Source organism: Hydrogenispora ethanolica (assembly GCF_004340685.1).
Taxonomy (GTDB): domain Bacteria; phylum Bacillota; class UBA4882; order UBA8346; family UBA8346; genus Hydrogenispora; species Hydrogenispora ethanolica.
The window spans coordinates 1-17,197 of record NZ_SLUN01000008.1 but is presented as its reverse complement, the minus strand read 5'-3'; the positions used below and the strand labels follow the sequence as shown (position 1 = coordinate 17,197).

Here is a 17,197-nt window from a genome sequence, read left to right as displayed (position 1 = left end):
TCATCGAATGCCTAACCCAAAGGCCGGAGATAAATCTCGATCCGTTCCTTGCCGCCGCCGACGTTGCGCCGTTTTAAAGTGATGGCGCCGATCTCTCCGGTACTGCGGAGATGAGTTCCGCCGCAGGCTACCTTGGCGAATCCCGGAATCTCCCAATAGCGCCGCTCCGCTTCCACATCCTCAAAATCGCTGGTGATCGCCTGATCCGCCGCGATCATTTCGCTAATCTTCCGTTGCAGCTCCGGAAAGAGCGCCGTGATATTCCCGGGCCAGTGAAAGTCCAATCTGGCTTTATCCTGAGTGATATGAGCGCCGATCTTCTCGGGATGATCAAAATTCTGATAGACCAGTTCCAAGATAAGTTCCGCCGCAAAATGCAGCTTCATGAGTTTGTACCTTTTTTCCCAGTCAATGCAAACCGGGACGCGCTCTCCAGTGTACAAATCATGCTCGGGCGGCAAGGTATACAGGATCTCCTTGCCGTCCTTCTCCGCTTTGAGCACCGGATAGCCGGCGATGGTCCCGGAGTCCGAATCTTGGCCACCGGAGAAAGCGTACAAAATGGTCTGGTCGAGCGTGACAACCGGACCGGCGACGCCGGTAACAACGGCTTCGACGGTCGCGCAATACGGATCCTCCCAAAACAGCTTTTTGACTGCCATGACAGCCTCCTTGATCTGAAAAGCCTGAGCAAACATTCGGTTTATGCAAATTATACCATCAAAGCGACAGAGAATCACCCTCGAAATCATCCTTTTCCGGAGAGCCGGCCCATCGCAAAAGCACTCAAAAATGAGGAACCGGTTCTCAGCGTTCCTCATTCATCCGACCTATTTGCGCTCAAAAGAACTCTTCTCAATCCCGCTCAGGCCCGGACGGCTTCCAAGCGCCAGCAGCAGCTCTGAAAGTCCCCCGCCAACAGCAGTGGCTCCGGAATCTTCAGACCGACGTACAGCAATTCATCGCCGCCAAAGATCCCGGCGCCGTTCACCCGGTAATTGAATTCCGGGTTGAGGCCCTGCAACCGGAGGCGTTCCAGACCGGGGTTGGGCTCGGCCAGGATCTTGCAGTACACCGCAAAAGCCTCCCGCTTGTCTTCGGACACGAAGAGCCAGGCCGCCCGGTTCGTTTCAAACGGGCTCAACAAGCGGTAAAAGTCGCCGAATTGCACGATCGGCCGGACTTCTTTATAGAGCGCCACTTGGGCGGCGACGGCTTCCCGTTCCGCGCCGTCCAGCCGGGTTAAATCGAGTTCGAAGCCGAAGTTGCCCGACATCGCTACCAGTGCGCGGGTCGCTAACGGAGTCACCCTTTGCAGCTGATGATTGGGAACGGCCGAGACATGGCTGCCCATGGTGATCGGCGGGTAGACCAGGCTGGTGCCGTACTGGATCTTCAGCCGCTCCACCGCGTCCGTATCATCGCTGGTCCAGGTCTGAGGCATATAATACAGCATGCCGGGATCGAAACGGCCGCCCCCGCCGGAACAGCTTTCGAACAATACCTCGGGGAAAGCCGCGGTGAGCGCCTCCAACACGCGGTACAGGCCGAGCATATAGCGGTGGGCGGTCTCCCGTTGCCGTTCCGGCGGCAGCGCCGCCGAACCGATCTCGGTCATGTGCCGGTTCATGTCCCATTTCACATAGGCGATGGGCGCGCTCCGCAAAATATCCGAGACCATGGCGGTGATCGCCTCGCAGACCTCCGGGCGGGAGAAATCCAGAATCAATTGATTCCGGCCCTGCGAACGGCCGCGGCCCGGCACATGCAGGCACCAGTCCGGGTGTTTCCGGTATAAGTCGCTGTCGGGGGAGACCATCTCCGGCTCGAACCATAACCCGAACTTCAGTCCCAGCCGGTTGACGCGCCCTGCCAGATCATCCAGCCCGTCCGGGAGCTTCGCCCGGTTGACGAACCAGTCCCCCAGCGAAGAACGGTCGTCCTCGCGCCGGCCGAACCAGCCGTCATCCAGGACGAAGAGCTCGATGCCGAGCTCCCCGGCGCTCCGGGCGATCCTTTCGATGGCGGCGGCGTCAAAATCGAAATAGGTGGCTTCCCAATTATTGATCAGGATCGGGCGGACTCGATCGCGATAGACGCCTCGGCAGAGCCGGGTGCGGTAGAGCCGGTGGTAGGTCCGGGACATTGCCCCCAACCCTTCCGGCGAATAGACCAGGACCGCCTCGGGAGTCTGGAAGGTCTGGCCCGGTTCCAACCGCCACGTAAAATCGAAGGGGTTGATTCCCAACATCACCCGGGTGGTAAAATACGGGCCGACTTCGGCTTGGGCCAGAAAGTTGCCGCTGTAAACCAGGTTGAACCCGAAGACTTCGCCGTGGTCCTCGGTGGCGTCCCGGCGCAGCAGGGCCAGGAAGGGATTCTGCTGATGGCTGCTGGCCCCGCGCCGGCTGGCGATATTTTGAACGCCGTTTCTCAAAGGACACCGCTCCGGATGGCGTTCCCTGGCCCAAGCGCCGTGCAGATGCAATCGATCGTATTGATTGTCCGGGAAATCGACGCTCACGCTCAGGGCCCGCAGCAAGGTGAGGTTGCTTGGACCGGCATTGTGAAAACGCACCGCACGGGTGAGCACGTTCCAATTCTCATAGATGGTATAGGAAAGCAGCACTTGCAGGCCGATCAATTCATCTCGCAACTCGATTTCCAGAGTGCTGGCTTCCTCGAGGGTCTCCACGTAGGTCGCGGGCAACCCGGGGAGCCCGGGCTTTCCCGGCAGGATGCGGTAGCCGTGAAACCGCAAATCCGTGACGGTCGAGCCGTTCTCCAGCTGCACTTGAAAGGCGGGCTCCCGGAAATCGCTGTTGCCGTAAGCCGGGTACTCCTGAGCCAGCGTGTCCAGGGAGAAAGCCGGATCGTCCGGATCCGGAGTCACTGAGAACGGGCGGCCCTGCTGCTCCAGCAGCGGCCCCGCCGGGAGGGAGCGGAGCCGCCGCCCCCAGTAAAGATGCGCCAGATAGCCTGATTTCATGACTTGCATTCCGTAGCTCATCTGGCTTGATTGCAAGTGAAACATCCGTTGCGCTTCATGATATACGATTCCCATTTCCGACTCTCCGTTCTTTGTTTGATGAAATAAAGGCTCCATCAGTCCGGGCCATATCGACTAACGGTTGACTCCCGAAAACTGAATCCCCTTGATAAACAGTTTTTGGGCTAGGGCCAGAATCACCAGCATCGGAACAATGGCGATCATGACCGCAGCCATCAGCGCATTCCACTGGATATTGCGGTATAGCCGGAAATCGGACAAACCCACCGCCAAAACTTTCAAAGCCGGGTTTTGGGTGACCACCAAGGGCCAGATGAAACTGTTCCACTGGGCTACCAGGGTCATGACGCCCAGCGTGGCCAGGGTCGGCTTGCTCAACGGCAGCATAATGCTCCACCAAGTCCGCAGATAACCCGCGCCGTCAATGGTAGCCGATTCCGCCAGATCCTTCGGGATCGTCAGATAATACTGGCGCATCAGAAAGGTGCCAAAGGCATTCCCGAAGATGAACGGGATGATCAGGGCGAAGTAGGAGTTGGCCAGGTTCAACTTTAAAATCACGTAATAGGCAGGGATCAGTGTAACCGCTCCCGGGACCATCATCGTTCCCAAATAAAGGTAGAATATGAAATCGCGCCCCGGGAACCGCAAGCGGGCGAAAGCGTAGCCGGCCATGGCGCAAGAGAGCAAAGTCCCGAAAGTGACAATCGCCGCCACCACCACGGTATTGAAAAGATACTGGCGAATGTTAAAGGTCGACCAGGCCGTGGCATAGCTGTCCCAAACCACTTTTTTCGGAATCAGATTATACCCCGCGAAAACTTCGCCGGACTCCTTGAGGGAGGTGGAAAACTGCCAGAACAACGGGAAAAGGTAGGCAAAGAGTATCACGCAAATCGACAGATAAAGCAGCGACTGCTTTAGCCAATGCTTCGGGCTTGAAGAGCGCATGGGTAGTCTCCCCCTTGTTTAGGATACATCATAGTTAACCCGCGAGCCGAGATATCGAAAGACAATAAAGGTCGCAATCACAATCAATCCAAACTGGATAACCCCCATCGTGCAGGCCTGGCCCATCTGCAGAAACGAGAAGCCTTTCTGATAGAGATAGAGGTTGAAAACCCGGGCCGCGTTGCCGGGGCCGCCATTGGTCATGGTGATCGGCAGGTCGAAGATCTGGAGCGTGTTGATCATGTTGACCACCAGGTCGTAGAAGAAGATCGGGCTGATCACCGGCACCGTAATCTTCCAGAAGCGGGTCCAATTGCTGGCGCCGTCCACCAACGCGGCCTCGTGCAGTTCGGGCGGGACGATCTGCAAGGCGGCGAGCAGCAGAATAATATGCCAGCCGAGATACTCCCAGACGTTGACGGCCAAAATCGAAAATAAAGCCAGATCTTGCGAGGTCAACCAGCCCACTCTGCCCAATCCCAAGGATAACAACAGATGATTCAGATAGCCGAATTCAAAATTGTAGATCCAGGTCCAGGAGAGACCGATGGCCACCGGCATGCAGATCCACGGCATAATGAAGAGCGTCCGCAAAAGATTCAACGCCCGTAGCTTACGATTGAGTAAAACCGCTACCAACAGCGCCAGAAAACTTTGAATCGGCACATTTACGACCGTAAAGAGCAGCGTTTTTTTGAGGGACAACCAAAAAATGGGGTCCTGAAACAGCGCCTGGTAATTTAAAAATCCCACCCACTTGGGGACGGTAATCAAATCCCAATTGGTAAAACTGATCAAGATGGTGGCCACGATCGGCGCCAACATAAAGATGAGAAACCCGAGCAGATTCGGGAGTATCAGAAAGTAACCGGCCAGCCATTCCCGCCAGCGATGTCTGGCGGATGGAGTCCGCCGGTTCTGGATTGGAACCATCTCCGTTTTCATGGAAACCTCCTGTAACAAAGAAATGGCGGGAAAGAGCGCCATGAGCGGATCCTTCCCGCCTCCAAGCCGGTTCGCGGATTTACGGTTTGAGTAACGGCTGCACTTGCGCCTTGATGTTTTGAATGGCTTCTTTGGCTGTGATGGAGCCGGAGAAAGCGGTATTCAATTCCCGTCCGATGATATCGAAGAGCGGATTCCAATTGACATGCATCGGCCAGAGTCCGGTTTTGGCGGTCTCGTCGATAAAGTATTGGATATGGGCCGGTCCTTTGGATTTAGTCGCTTCCAGATATACCGGCATCAATTTGGAAATGGCCGGGAAGACGACGCCGTGTTTGGAGACGATCTGTTGCGATTCATAGCCGTCCATCCATTTCACCAGCCGCCAGGCTTCTTTCAGATGTTTGGTTTTGGCATAGATATTGTGCGCCAAGCCGTTGAAACAACTGTAGCGTCCCGCCGGGCCTTTGGGCAACAACGCCACGTCCCAGTTAAATTTGAGATTGGCCCGGGCCGCGGATAACATCCAGGAGCCTTCCGGTACCATCGCGATTTTTTGAGCGGTGAACAATTCCCAGGCATTGGCCGATCCGGTCTGGGTGGCGAAGGTCGACGGAGCGACGCCATACTTGCTGACCAGGTCACCCCAGAATTGAAGCGTCTCGACGGCCTTCGGCTGATCCAGCACGAACTTGTCGCCGTAAGGCTTATTCAATACGCCCGTTCCGCCGTTCATCCAGACGAAATTCAGCCAGCCGCCCTGCATATTGTCGCCGGCTACTTCACCAAAGCCGTATTGGGCCACTTTGTTTTTGTCAAAACCTTTTTCCGTGGCGTTTTTGCCGTTGGCATCGATGGTCAGCTTCTGCAAGACCTGCAGGAACTCCCCGCCGTCTTTGGGATTCCAGGACCAATCCTCGCTGGGATACGGCACATGGGCCTTATCCAACAGGTTCTTGTTGTAGAAGATCGCGATGGTATCCCAATCTTTCGGAATGCCGTACTGCTTGCCTTTATAATTCCAGTTGCCCACGAGCGACTTGTAATAGATGCTCAAATCGATTTTGTCTTTTTTGATCATGGGGGTCAAGTCGGCCAGGGCGCCTTTGGTGATCAGTCCCGAAAAATAAGCCAAATGTCCCCAGAAAACATCGGGCAGCGTGCCTGAGGCGACGCCGGTGGTGATTTTGGTCCAATAATCCGTCCACTCGGTCAATTCCACCTTAACGTCGATATTCGGATTCCGCTTCATGAATTCCTTGATCGAAGCTTCCATCGCCGGTTGCTGATTGGAATCCCACAGCGCGTACCGCAGGGTGACCTTCGGCGCTGCCAGAACCGACATACTGGACAAAGCCACCAGGAGAACCAATGCCATCAACCAGAATCTTCTCAAATGTACCCCTCCTCTTTGATAGGCTCTCGGCTGCCGTTACCACAATCCGCCCACGCTTTGAGAACCGCTTTATTTATTAGTAACATAATTGCAAAGCGTTCGCCATTTCCTAAAATTACGATATAGTCGATGCAATACGGATACTTTCGTCCCGGAAGGACGCCTGGCGCGAGCGGAGTGAAAAAAATTCCGCAACGGGTGGAATAAATTTGGCTATATAAGTTGAACCTGAATCCGTGACCTCTATAGGCTACCAGGCAAAACCGTAAGAACTTGCGACAACGTTTCACCTGGTATAAACCGATTCGTCACGGATTCAGGTTGAATTCAATTCCGTTTTGATTTCATTTGCATTCGGCTTTGCTATGCAAACGGCTTTGTTAAAAGTCGTTGCATTAGGAATGCAAATCTTATTAAAGAAATTTATTTCATCCTATGTAGCAGCTTTTATTCCGCTTATGGCTCTTTCGGGTAATACTTGCTCACCCGCATGATGCTATCTACTTGCCGATCGAGCGTCTCCAAGGTGGCCTTGACGTCGGCGCCGGTCAGAATGCCGTTCAAAGCCGAACCGATGATCGCGTTCAGCTGAGTACTCTCCGGGAGGGCGGATTGCTCGCGGGCCACGGTCAGCAACCGGGTAGCGATGGCGAAAGAGGAATGAGGGGCGGCCTCGGCATACCGTTGGTTGATCTCCGGCACCGGGGTGGGGGCGATTCCCAGGGACGCCACTGCTTCGAGCGTTTCCCGGCCGACCATCACTTCGCAGAACTTCTTGGCGGCCAAAATATGCTTGCTCCGGCTCGGGACAATGGCTCCCCACGCTTCCATGGGGGGAATTGCCTTCCCCAGATCGCCCGCTGGCAGCGGCGCATAACCGACCTTCCCCGCCACCCGGCTCTTTTCATTATTACCCAAAATGGCGGACGCCCCGGACCAGAGAATCATCGCCGCCAGACGGCCGCTGACGAAGAAATTGACGGCCTCCTCCGTCTGCCAGGTGGCAACCGCCGGAGGGGCGCATTCCTGGAGCATCTGGTTGTAGAGCTGGGTCGCGTTCTGGGCCATGCGGCTGCTGAGCGCCGGATGCCAACGGCGGTCAAAAAATTCGCCGCCGCTGGACCAGAGAAAATAGCTCCACAATATGGCCGCGTTCTCCTGGGGGTTGGCCGGAAAGGCCAGCCCGAAACGGCCCTCCGCCGTCATTTTTTTGCCGTTCAGATATAGCTGCTTGAGCGTGCGCGGCGGAATCAGTCCCGCCTTTTGGTAAAGGTCCCGCCGGTAAATAAAGATGGGGGTATCCACTAGGTAAGGCAGGCAATACATTTTGCCGCGGATCGGGAGGCTCTCTTGCAGCGGCCGGTAAAGGGCTGCCATTTTCAGGCCGGCCCGTTCCGCCACGTCGTTTAGGGGAATCACCTTGCCGCTATTCACAAAATGGTTCAGTTTGGCGCAGGTGCCCAGGATGATATCGTACTCGCCCGTGTTATTGATAATGGCCATGCGGGCCTTGGCCCAATAGGTATCCCAATAAAAAAAGTTTTTTTCGACCCGGATGTGATACGGGGCCAAGCGCTGCTCCCAGAGGGCCACCAGAGCCTCGTGGACCCCGACCGCTCCCAGCAAATGAATGGTTTCGCCCTGTTCGCCGACGGGGGTCGGGCGATTCGAGCCGAAACAGCCGAGGATCAGGGAGCATAGAACGATTAGGAAAAAAACTTTGATGAAGTGCATGGTTCCTCCATCTCAAGGAATATCGCTATCCGTTCGCCGGCACCGGGTCTCGCGCGCCCAGCCTCCCTATTGATAGCGCGCGCGGTATTCGGAAGGCGGACAGTTCTGCAGTTTCTGAAACACCTTGGCAAAGTATTTGGGATCGCCGAAGCCGACCTTGAGGCCGATCTCGGAGATCAGGCTGTCGGTCGTCTCCAGCAGCCGGCAGGCGTGTGCGATGCGCACCCGGTGCAGGTACTCAATGAAGTTCTGACCCGTTTCCTCCCGGAACAAGGTGCAGAGATGGTTCTTGCTGAGGCCCACCCGCCGGGCCAATGATAATAGATCGATATCCTGGGCGTAGTTGCCTTCAATAAAAGAAACCGCCTGCTTGATGGCAGGGGAATACGTACCGAGCCGGATCTCCTGGAGCCGCCGGCTTAAAACTCCGGCTTTAGCCAGGAACCAGTCGCGAATCTCCGCGATCCGGTTGCAACGCTCCAAAAAACAATGCTCCTCTTCCCCCGGATCAAAGAGCGCGGTGAGCGCGATGCCATTTTCCCAAGCCAGCTTGGAGAGTTCTCCATACAGCTCCTGTGCGACTCGCCGCAGCATCAAGGCCGAAGCCTGCTCCTCAACCTGAGTGAACAAAACAGACAATGCTTCCCGGATTCCTTCCGTTTCGCCATGGCGGATGGCCAGAATGAAGGCTTTCTCCAGTTGGCTGGTATGGCAATACGCCGGTTCGTCGGAGGGCAAGTCGGTATGATGGAAGAAGTCCCGCTCCGGGAAGAAGTAACGGTAATCGGCCTGTTGATGCAGAAGCTTCCAGGCGTCGCCGATCTGGCCGTAGCCATCCAGCACCGGCCCGCTGATGGCCAGCGTCGCCAGTTGAAAATACTGGCGCAGACAAGTCTGGATCTGACGGATATTGAAGGGGATAATCTGCTTGCTGTAACCGGCCGCTTCATCCGGCCGGAAACTATAAATAATGCCCCATTCCAGGCTGGCTGGCGCTTCCCAAACCAGTCCGGCATTGATCCGCTCGACGATATCGCCGATTAAGCCATTCATCTGGTCGGCCAGCGGCCGGAGAGCGGCGCGGCCCGGCTTGCCTTTGAGCAAGACCGCTTGAAACAGGTTGCCTTCCCATTGCAGATTGAGATCTTTCAGAAAACCGCTCCATTCCGCCGCCGCGATCCGCCCGGTGATCAGCCGTTCCGCCAAGAACTTTTTCAGGTAAAAGAGTCCGGTCCGCGCTTGCTGCTGCAGCTCCTCGATCTTCAAGTTTTGTTCCTGCTCCCGTTCGATCGCTTCCCGCAATTTTTGTAACACCGGCAGCAAGGTCTGATTGTCCAGGGCGGTTTTGAGTAAATACTCGTCCGCCCCCAGTTTCAGCGCCTCTTTGGCGTATTCGAAATTGTCGTAATTGGTCAGAATGACAGTCTTTAACCCCGGTTTACGGGATTTCAAGGCCCGGATCAGCTCGATCCCGTCCATCCCCGGCATCCGGATATCCGTGATCAGGATATCGGGGTCGGCCGCGGCGAACTTATCGATGGCTTGCTGCCCGCTCGAGGCGTCGCCGGCGACCGCGAAGCCGTGCTCCGCCCAGGCGATGGTGGACCGCAAGCCGAGCCGGACCAAGATCTCATCATCGACGATCATCACCTTAATCATTGGAGCGGTTTCCTCTTTCCCAGTCTTCGGGTACAGGGGATGCGGATGGTGACCCGGGTCCCGGAGGGCTTGATATTCTCGATCTGCAAGCCGTAATCCGGCCCGAAGTTCAGTTTGATCCGCTCATCCACATTTTTGATTCCCAGGCCGCTGAAACGATGGTCGCTTCCGACTTTTCCCTCCATCACCAGCCGCGCCCGCTCGGGCTCGATCCCGGGTCCGTTGTCGATGACCTCGAAACGTACCACGCCGGCCTCGATGGCGATGCCGATCCGCAAGCGGCCGTCCAAGACTCCGTCCAGCCCGTGATAGACCGCATTCTCCACAATCGGCTGCAAGATGAAGCGCGGCGCCAAAAACTCCGCAACTTTGGGGTCAATGGCATACTCGACGGTGAAGCTGTTGCCGTAGCGGAAGAGCAAAATGGCCAGGAAATTGCGGACATTCTCCACCTCCTGATCGATGGGGATCAGGTCGTCGTTCTTGCCGATGCTGGCCCGAAGCAGATTCTCCAGGGCCGAAATGATGTCGCTGATCTCCTCCACCTGCCGGATCTTCGCCAGCCAGCGCAGGGAATCCAGGGTGTTGTAGAGAAAATGCGGATTGATTTGCGCCTGCAACACATTCAGCTCGGCCTGGCGTTTCTTTTTTTGGGCTTCGTAGATCCCGGACATCAACGTCTTGATCTCTTTGACCATATGGTTGTGGCTGGCGGCCAACTCGTTAAACTCATTCATGCTCTGAAGCTTGAGCGAGACATCCAGGTTGTTGTTTTCGACTTCCCGCATCGACGAGCACAGCAGCTTGATCGGGCCCGAGATCTTTCTGGAGAAAAGCACCGCGAAATAGATGGAGACCAGCAACAGGCAGAGCGCCATCCCCAGGGTCAGATTGCGGATGAAAAGGTTCTCCCGCTGCAAAATGTGGTACGGCACCATGAAAAGAACCTTCCAGCCGCAAGGCGCCGCGGTCTGAAAGACCAGAAGCTCGGTGCGGTTGCCGATCTTCTGCAGATAGCTGCCCCAGTCGCGCAAGGTCAGGTAGTCGAAGCTTTTGTCCAGGTAACGCCGGGCGTCCTGCGCTTCACCGTAAATCACCCGCCGGCCGGAGTCCAGAATGGCGATCCGCCCCTGATCCCACAGTTGGATATTCTCCAGCATCTTGGTGACGAAGGCATAATCCAGGTCGATCAGAATCCAGCCCAGATCCTTTTGACCGTCCAGATCCACGATTCGTTGCGCATAGGTGACCACCTTATTGGCGGGAGTCAGCATCTGGCCGACATAATCGTCGGAGTGGGCGCCGCTGATCACCACTCCCACTTCGGAACGGATGATCCGGTTGAACCACCCCTGCCGTTTCAAATGGCTGAGCAATACCGGCGGCCCGCTCGAATAGATCTTGCGCTGGTTCCGGGAGAGCAGGTAAATCCCGGTCACTTCGGAGCGGGTGCTGGTCAGACCGGCCAGAAAGGTCTTGAGTTTGTTCTGGTAGGCGATCTCCTTCCAGCGATCCAGCCCCGTCTCGTCCCCCAATACCGCCAGGATATCCTGGTTGACCGAGATAACATAGGAGAGGCTTTGCAGGTCCCGGAAATAATACTCGATATTCTCCTTCACCTTGATAATGATCTGCTCGACATAGGTCTGCACCCGTCCGGTAATCGTCCTGGAGGAGACCGTATAGGTAATAATGCCGAGCACCAGGAGCGGCGCCACGATCAGCAGCCCGAAATAGAAGATCAACGTAGTTTGAACCGTGTTCCACGGACGGCCTTTCAGCCATTCCCGCCACCGCTCCAAAGGATCCTCAAACGCTTTTAACACTGCTTTCATGTCGCTGTCCTAAACGAGAAATTAACGATCCGGTTACTAAAATTTGATATTTCGCTTTTGAACCCGGTTTCCCTGCTTTTTGCCAAGGAATCAATATAAAGGAATTTGCCTTTTCTCCCCAACTTCTTCGTTATCAATGGGATCCTCTCAGCGCTGGTCCGTGATTCCGAACTCGCGCCAGGTTTCACGCGGCAGCTCGACCTTAATCTGGTTGCGGGCCTCCGCGGCCATGGCTTCCAGCTTCGCCAGGGCATTTTGGCGGACGACGGTCTGCTCCATCATCCGCGCTTTGAAACCCAGCCGGCGGTTATGGGCTTCCGTTACCTGCCGGTGACAGGCGTTCATCCGAGCGATGAAATCAGCGTCGATCCCGCGCCGCTGCATCCTGTCGACGTGTTTCGCCAACCCCGTAAGCATCTCCTCGGCCCGCCCCAATTTGGCCGCCAATGATCGGTCCAATACCATGTCATTCCCTCCAATCAACATGTTAGGTAAATAAAAACGACTGCCCGGGTTCAGTCTCGACAATAATATGATATCACATTTCGTTAAATAAAGTCAATATTATTTTGATTAAAAACAACAAATCATAATATTCAAAGCGTAAAAACCCAAAATAGCATTTCGCGAATGGTTCACTTCTTCATGTAAGGACTGCTTATTTCAATCGGATTAAAGAATGCTGCGATGTCGATATCTAATCCTTCGGCAATCAGGTACAACATATCCAGCGACAACGAAGTATTCGCCTGGGGAGCTTCAATTTTACTAATATGACTCACGCTGACTTCGATTTTTTCAGCGAGAGCCTCCTGCGATAATCCGCGAAGGTTACGGTAAAAAGCTATTTTTCTTCCGATTTCTCGGTATTGTTCGGTGAATTTTTTGGGTCTGCGCAATGCCGTCCACCTCCTGCGTTCATTATAGAGGCGGGCGAATGCAAATGCACTTCATTAAAAATGAAATAATATTGCATTAATTGTGAATAATATGGTACAATATGGATAAATGTTGATAACCGAAAACCCAATCAAACCTCTATAAAGAAAATAAAAGTTATTATCCAACTCAACTTTCGCAGTGCCAGAATAACGTGAAAAGCTAAATAATTAAGGATTTTTACCAAACAGCAATCGGAGTTGACTCCTTAGTCCAAGTCGCAACAGCGAGGAAGCAACTCGCTGGGAAAGGAATGAACTCACCCATCTCGCTTCCCTCTTTTGCGGAAAGGGAAGAAAGGCGGTTCAAGTCAAGCCAATGAGTTTTGGGTGCGGAGGATTGGGGTTACCCTCTCTTTCTTAAAAAGAGAGGGCAAGGGTGAGTTCCAAATCTCCGCCCCAAAAGGTCTGCATTAAAGTCAGTAACTAAATTCATGGATTGTCATCTACCCGATTGGTTTGCGGGTTTTCCCCATTATTTCAGGCTTTATCTGCCCGATTTAGGCTGCGAAAGTTGAGTTTTCCAATTACTGATTGAATTGAGGTATCAAAGTCGGATGTCAATCGGTAAAGAGCCCGGTTCTTTAAAAACTCTTCGGGAACAAATCAAGATTGCCCGCGACCGAATGCAGCAATTATGGGATGAAAAAGGCCATACCGATACCGAAGTTATCAACGCTAGTATTGAGTTGGATGACTTAATCAATGAATATCACCGGAAGACTGACTGATTTTTTTACCGAGTCGGTTCAAAAAACCTTTCAAGTTTTTATGATTCCGTCAAGATGTTCCTTCCACATCGGGGCTGGTACGATCGCTAAAGCCGGGAGCGGTAATTCAAAAAGCCCGTCGCTTCAATTGGCGGGCATATCGAAATCAAAAACCTGGGTCCCCTGGGAGACGCTATTTTACCGCATTCTGGCACGACCGATCGCCCAAAGCCCAGACTGAGGGCAAAGAATTTGATACTTACCCGAAAGCGCGTCCGCCGGCAGCGAAAAACCTGGAAGAAACGATCGTAAGCCGGATTAATTGGCACAGGGTTTGGGTTTCTCGCGGGAAGTAATCGAACCACGCTTTAATAACCCCAAAAGAATGATCCGGATGATTCAAGGCAATCATGAATCCGTTTTTCCCCAGTCTCCGGAAGCCGGGCCCGGATCAAAAACCGCTCTTTGTCCATAAAACCATATTTGAGATAGTCCAGCAACGTATGCCACCGCTTGATGTTCAGTGTCATCACAGTCGCTTCAAACCCGAGTTTCTTCAGCATTTCAAGATCCGCTTCCGGTCGTTTTCGCTGTCGCATCGGGAAATGCTTCTCCATCGCCCGGTCGGCCGCTGAATTCGCCCACGGGTTGGAGCCTTCGGTCAACAGGATAAGAATTCTGCCGCAAAACCGCCAGATTTTTTTCGCGAAGCTCATTCCTTTGCCGCTGTTGCTGTCCATAATCACCAACTCTCCTCCGGGCCTTAGCAACCGCTTCCAATCGGCCATGGCTTCCTCAGGATGCGGCAATGTCCAGACCACATGCCGGTTGACCACGGCGTCAAAAGATGCCTCCTCAAAATCCAGCGTCTCCACATCTCCCACCCGGAAATCGGGCTCCAGTCCCATTCGGGCCGCTTTCTCACGGGCTTGACGTAACATGTCTTCAGCGATATCGACGCCGGTTACCTGATGCCCCAGCTCCGCCAGGAGCAGAGCGACCACTCCCGTGCCCGTCCCCACATCGAGAATTTTCAGTTTCTTCTCGCCGAACACTTCCCGGAACAGCTCGATCCAGCGCTGATGTTCCGCTGAATTTTGAATCCCATGGCCCGGTGACCGATCATAAGTCAGCGCCCGCTTATTCCATTTTGCCCTCACCATTTCCTTGATCGTCGAATTCTCAATTGCCATCTTCTATTGCTCCTTTCGGTATTGGAGATCCACTGGAATCATATAAGGCTTGCCGGAATCAGCGTGATAAACCGCCTGGATGCCGTAAACTTTCTCGATATGGAACGGTACTATCACCTCTCCGGCGCTTCCGGACGCATGAATTTTCCCTCCGTCCATCAGGATAATCTGGTCGGAAAAACGGGAGGCGAGATTCAGATCGTGTACGATCATGACCACTGCAATATTTTCTTTTCTGGCCAAGGAAGATAGAAAAGCCAGCACTTCAAGCTGATGCTTGATATCCAGATTGCTGGTGGGTTCATCCAGGAGGAGAAGCTCCGGTTTTTGAACCAAAGCGCGGGCCAGAATCACCTTTTGCTTTTGTCCGCTGCTGAGTTCGTTAAAGTAGCGGAATGACAAATCTTCCAGGCCAAGCAGAACCAAGGTTCGAGCGGTAATCTCTTGGTCGCTTTGACTTACGTTCCAACGAATATATGGCCTCCTGCCGAGCAGAACCGCATCAAAAACGGTTAACGGAAACGGAACGGTAGTTCCTTGCGGAACATAGCTCAATCGCCGGGCTAGATCCGCATATTCCATTCCGGCAATGTCTTGTCCGTCTAGAAGAATCACTCCCTGAGACGGTTTTAATATTTTCGTGATACATTTCAGGAGCGTGGTCTTGCCGGAACCGTTCGGCCCGATGATGCTAGTCACTTTTCCTTCTCCGGCGGTGAATGAAATGCCGGATAAAGTCCTGCGGCGGCCATAGCTGAAATGAATCCCGTTGACCTCAAGTCTCACGACCAGAAACTCCTCCTTCGGGTCAAAAATAGATAAAAGAAAAAGGGGGCTCCCAAAAGAGAGACCACAATCCCCACCGGAATTTCGATCGGACTGAGAAGCGTTCTTCCAACCGTATCGGCGCTTAGAAGCAGTAATGATCCGATAACACAGGAAAACGGAAGGAGAAAGCGGTGGTCGCTGCCGACCATCATCCTGCCGATATGCGGAGCGATTACACAGACAAATCCGATAACCCCCGTAAAACTGATAATTCCGGCCGTAACCAACGACACCAGCAGCATGATCACTTTTCGCACCCGCCGGACATTGACGCCCATGGCCATCGCGGCCTCATCCCCGCTCCCAATGGAGTTTAAATTCCAGGCATTCTTTAATAGCAGTAGGACTCCGAAACCGGTAATCAGCGCCATCGGCAAAATATCCTTCCAGGCCACTCCGGCCAGGCTGCCGAAGAGCCAGTTGACCACGGCGGAGACTTGCTCCTCAAGGGCAATGTATTTAAGGAGCGAGGCCAGCGCATTCAACAGATAGGTGACAACGATGCCCGCCAGTATCGGCGTTTCCTGCGTCATTCCCCGCAATTCGGATAGGCCGAGAATCAGAACGGTGGTTAGCAAACACAACCCAAAGGAATTGAGAACTATCAGGTTCGCGCCGGCATATCCTCCCATGAGGCTGTATCCGAGGACGATCGCGATGGTCGCGCCCAAACCGGCGGCCGCCGAAATACCGATGGTAAACGGACTCGCCAGGGGATTGCGCGTAATCCCCTGCATCCCCGCGCCCGCCGCGGCAAGCCCCGCGCCGGCGATAATGCCGGCTAAAATACGGGGAAATCTGACACTCCAAATGATCGAATAGGCTATTTTGTCGGTGCTGAACGCTCCGGGAAAGAGTCCGGCCCCAATCGCGCTGACGACCCTCTTCCAGCCCAAACTGGCCGCCCCCAGATAGGCGGCAAGAACAGCCAACATCCCGACAGCGATGATCCCCAGGCCGATCAGCAGCAGTTTACCGGCGGCCGTTCGGCTGTACAAATTTTTTAGTTCTTTTACTTTCCTCTCAGCGTGATCCATTGCATTCCTCTGTCTATTTTTGCTTTAAAGTACTGCCTGATTTCGATGGGACAGGATCGGGATAGATAATCACACCATTGTGGTTTAACCCCAGAAATTTTTTAAACCAATCCTTTAACATGTCTGTATCCTTAAACTTTTCAGGGTAAAGGATTTTAGCGAAACTATTGAAGGCGGCGCTCTGATCGAGATGATGCGCTTCCAGGCTCAGCAGATAAACCCGGTTGTGTTTCACCGCGTCGATATTTTCCCAGCCGGGACGACTGATTAACTCTTTCCTCAGTTTTTCCATGGGAAGGGTGTCGGTTACGCCGTAACCCATGGGGCAATCGGCCACATTGCACATCTTGATGATGACCTGGGGATTCTTCTCGATAATCGACTCCGGACTGACGTCAAAGGCATTTAGCTTGTCTTCGCCGCCGAAGACATTCACACCGCCGGCACGAACGATCCACATGTTTTCATGATATTTCGAGCTGAAAGTCCTGTAATTTCTCCCTCTTTCAAAATAAACCCGCGCCTTGTCCCCGGGCTGCAAATTCTTCAACCTTTCCCCGATGAGGGCAAGTGACTTTTTTTGAAAATCGATCAATTGCTGGGCTCGCTTTGGGGCGCCGAATATCGCGCCGAGGATTTTGACTGATTGTATGTATATTTGGGGATCGGAGAAAGAACGCACATCCAGATAGATTACTTTGATCCCGTTTTTTGCAAGCCTCTCATCCAGGTCTTTGAATTTCTTCTCGTTTCTGCGCCGCGCAAACTCCGCGCAGATGACGAGCTGTGGATCTAGTTCCAGAAGCCTTTCAATATTGGGTTCCAAAAAAGATCCGGCGTCAAGGGTATTTTTTATCAAAAGGTTCCACTACTGTCCGGTTAAGAATCGAATAGAATTAACTGTTTGTCGATAGTAGGGTCTGAAATATTGAAATTGGATTTTAAAAATACTTGATTTAAC

15 protein-coding genes are annotated in these 17,197 nt (G+C 53.7%); 1 reads left to right on the top strand and 14 read right to left on the bottom strand.

Going from position 1 to position 17,197, the window contains the following annotated elements:
- Positions 1–11 precede the first annotated feature (11 nt).
- The 10 genes from EDC14_RS08420 to EDC14_RS08375 form a co-directional block, all read right to left on the bottom strand.
- On the bottom strand, positions 12–662 hold the full coding sequence (locus EDC14_RS08420; protein ID WP_132013845.1) for an alanyl-tRNA editing protein: 651 nt from the start codon (positions 660–662) through the stop codon (positions 12–14).
- Between the two features lie 203 nt (positions 663–865).
- The gene (locus EDC14_RS08415; protein ID WP_132013844.1) at positions 866–3,064 is read right to left on the bottom strand and encodes an alpha-galactosidase; all 2,199 of its coding nucleotides are present in this window, start codon (positions 3,062–3,064) and stop codon (positions 866–868) included.
- Between the two features lie 60 nt (positions 3,065–3,124).
- Positions 3,125–3,961: a carbohydrate ABC transporter permease gene (locus EDC14_RS08410; RefSeq protein WP_132013843.1), complete on the bottom strand. Its 837-nt coding sequence runs from the start codon at positions 3,959–3,961 to the stop codon at positions 3,125–3,127.
- Between the two features lie 18 nt (positions 3,962–3,979).
- A complete protein-coding gene (locus EDC14_RS08405) occupies positions 3,980–4,906 on the bottom strand; it encodes a carbohydrate ABC transporter permease (RefSeq protein WP_165907890.1) in 927 nt (308 codons plus the stop codon).
- Between the two features lie 79 nt (positions 4,907–4,985).
- Positions 4,986–6,302 (bottom strand): ABC transporter substrate-binding protein, encoded by a 1,317-nt coding sequence (locus EDC14_RS08400; protein ID WP_132013841.1) that lies wholly within the window; start codon positions 6,300–6,302, stop codon positions 4,986–4,988.
- Between the two features lie 456 nt (positions 6,303–6,758).
- Positions 6,759–8,036: an ABC transporter substrate-binding protein gene (locus EDC14_RS08395; protein WP_132013840.1), complete on the bottom strand. Its 1,278-nt coding sequence runs from the start codon at positions 8,034–8,036 to the stop codon at positions 6,759–6,761.
- 66 nt (positions 8,037–8,102) lie between these two features.
- A complete protein-coding gene (locus EDC14_RS08390) occupies positions 8,103–9,695 on the bottom strand; it encodes a response regulator (RefSeq protein WP_132013839.1) in 1,593 nt (530 codons plus the stop codon).
- Positions 9,692–11,530: a cache domain-containing sensor histidine kinase gene (locus EDC14_RS08385; protein ID WP_132013838.1), complete on the bottom strand. Its 1,839-nt coding sequence runs from the start codon at positions 11,528–11,530 to the stop codon at positions 9,692–9,694. Before EDC14_RS08385 ends, EDC14_RS08390 begins: the two co-directional genes overlap by 4 nt.
- A 147-nt stretch (positions 11,531–11,677) precedes the next feature.
- The gene (locus EDC14_RS08380; protein ID WP_132013837.1) at positions 11,678–11,995 is read right to left on the bottom strand and encodes a hypothetical protein; all 318 of its coding nucleotides are present in this window, start codon (positions 11,993–11,995) and stop codon (positions 11,678–11,680) included.
- Between the two features lie 170 nt (positions 11,996–12,165).
- A complete protein-coding gene (locus EDC14_RS08375) occupies positions 12,166–12,429 on the bottom strand; it encodes a helix-turn-helix domain-containing protein (RefSeq protein WP_132013836.1) in 264 nt (87 codons plus the stop codon).
- Between the two features lie 596 nt (positions 12,430–13,025).
- Between EDC14_RS08375 and EDC14_RS08370 the strand changes: the two genes are divergently transcribed.
- Positions 13,026–13,199: an aspartyl-phosphate phosphatase Spo0E family protein gene (locus tag EDC14_RS08370; protein ID WP_132013835.1), complete on the top strand. Its 174-nt coding sequence runs from the start codon at positions 13,026–13,028 to the stop codon at positions 13,197–13,199.
- 347 nt (positions 13,200–13,546) lie between these two features.
- On the opposite strand, the gene EDC14_RS08365 is transcribed toward EDC14_RS08370, so the two are convergent.
- From EDC14_RS08365 to EDC14_RS08350, 4 genes are read right to left on the bottom strand one after another with little or no spacing between them, the layout of a single operon-like run.
- Positions 13,547–14,371, bottom strand: coding sequence for a class I SAM-dependent methyltransferase (locus EDC14_RS08365; RefSeq protein WP_132013834.1), 825 nt, complete (start codon positions 14,369–14,371; stop codon positions 13,547–13,549).
- 3 nt (positions 14,372–14,374) lie between these two features.
- Positions 14,375–15,157, bottom strand: coding sequence for an ABC transporter ATP-binding protein (locus EDC14_RS08360; RefSeq protein WP_132013833.1), 783 nt, complete (start codon positions 15,155–15,157; stop codon positions 14,375–14,377).
- Positions 15,154–16,236 (bottom strand): FecCD family ABC transporter permease, encoded by a 1,083-nt coding sequence (locus tag EDC14_RS08355; protein WP_132013832.1) that lies wholly within the window; start codon positions 16,234–16,236, stop codon positions 15,154–15,156. The genes EDC14_RS08360 and EDC14_RS08355 overlap by 4 nt, the downstream gene beginning before the upstream one ends.
- A 13-nt stretch (positions 16,237–16,249) precedes the next feature.
- Positions 16,250–17,062, bottom strand: a complete 813-nt coding sequence (locus EDC14_RS08350; protein ID WP_165907889.1) for an ABC transporter substrate-binding protein — start codon at positions 17,060–17,062, stop codon at positions 16,250–16,252.
- Positions 17,063–17,197 lie beyond the last annotated feature (135 nt).

Bases quoted from the DNA above. Each gene is read 5' to 3' on its own strand.
- EDC14_RS08420 (WP_132013845.1), bottom strand. From the start codon at position 662: ATGGCAGTCAAAAAGCTGTTTTGGGAGGATCCGTATTGCGCGACCGTC.
- EDC14_RS08415 (WP_132013844.1), bottom strand. From the start codon at position 3,064: ATGGGAATCGTATATCATGAAGCGCAACGGATGTTTCACTTGCAATCA.
- EDC14_RS08410 (WP_132013843.1), bottom strand. From the start codon at position 3,961: ATGCGCTCTTCAAGCCCGAAGCATTGGCTAAAGCAGTCGCTGCTTTAT.
- EDC14_RS08405 (WP_165907890.1), bottom strand. From the start codon at position 4,906: ATGAAAACGGAGATGGTTCCAATCCAGAACCGGCGGACTCCATCCGCC.
- EDC14_RS08395 (WP_132013840.1), bottom strand. From the start codon at position 8,036: ATGCACTTCATCAAAGTTTTTTTCCTAATCGTTCTATGCTCCCTGATC.
- EDC14_RS08390 (WP_132013839.1), bottom strand. From the start codon at position 9,695: ATGATTAAGGTGATGATCGTCGATGATGAGATCTTGGTCCGGCTCGGC.
- EDC14_RS08385 (WP_132013838.1), bottom strand. From the start codon at position 11,530: ATGAAAGCAGTGTTAAAAGCGTTTGAGGATCCTTTGGAGCGGTGGCGG.
- EDC14_RS08380 (WP_132013837.1), bottom strand. From the start codon at position 11,995: ATGGTATTGGACCGATCATTGGCGGCCAAATTGGGGCGGGCCGAGGAG.
- EDC14_RS08370 (WP_132013835.1), top strand. From the start codon at position 13,026: ATGTCAATCGGTAAAGAGCCCGGTTCTTTAAAAACTCTTCGGGAACAA.
- EDC14_RS08365 (WP_132013834.1), bottom strand. From the start codon at position 14,371: ATGGCAATTGAGAATTCGACGATCAAGGAAATGGTGAGGGCAAAATGG.
- EDC14_RS08355 (WP_132013832.1), bottom strand. From the start codon at position 16,236: ATGGATCACGCTGAGAGGAAAGTAAAAGAACTAAAAAATTTGTACAGC.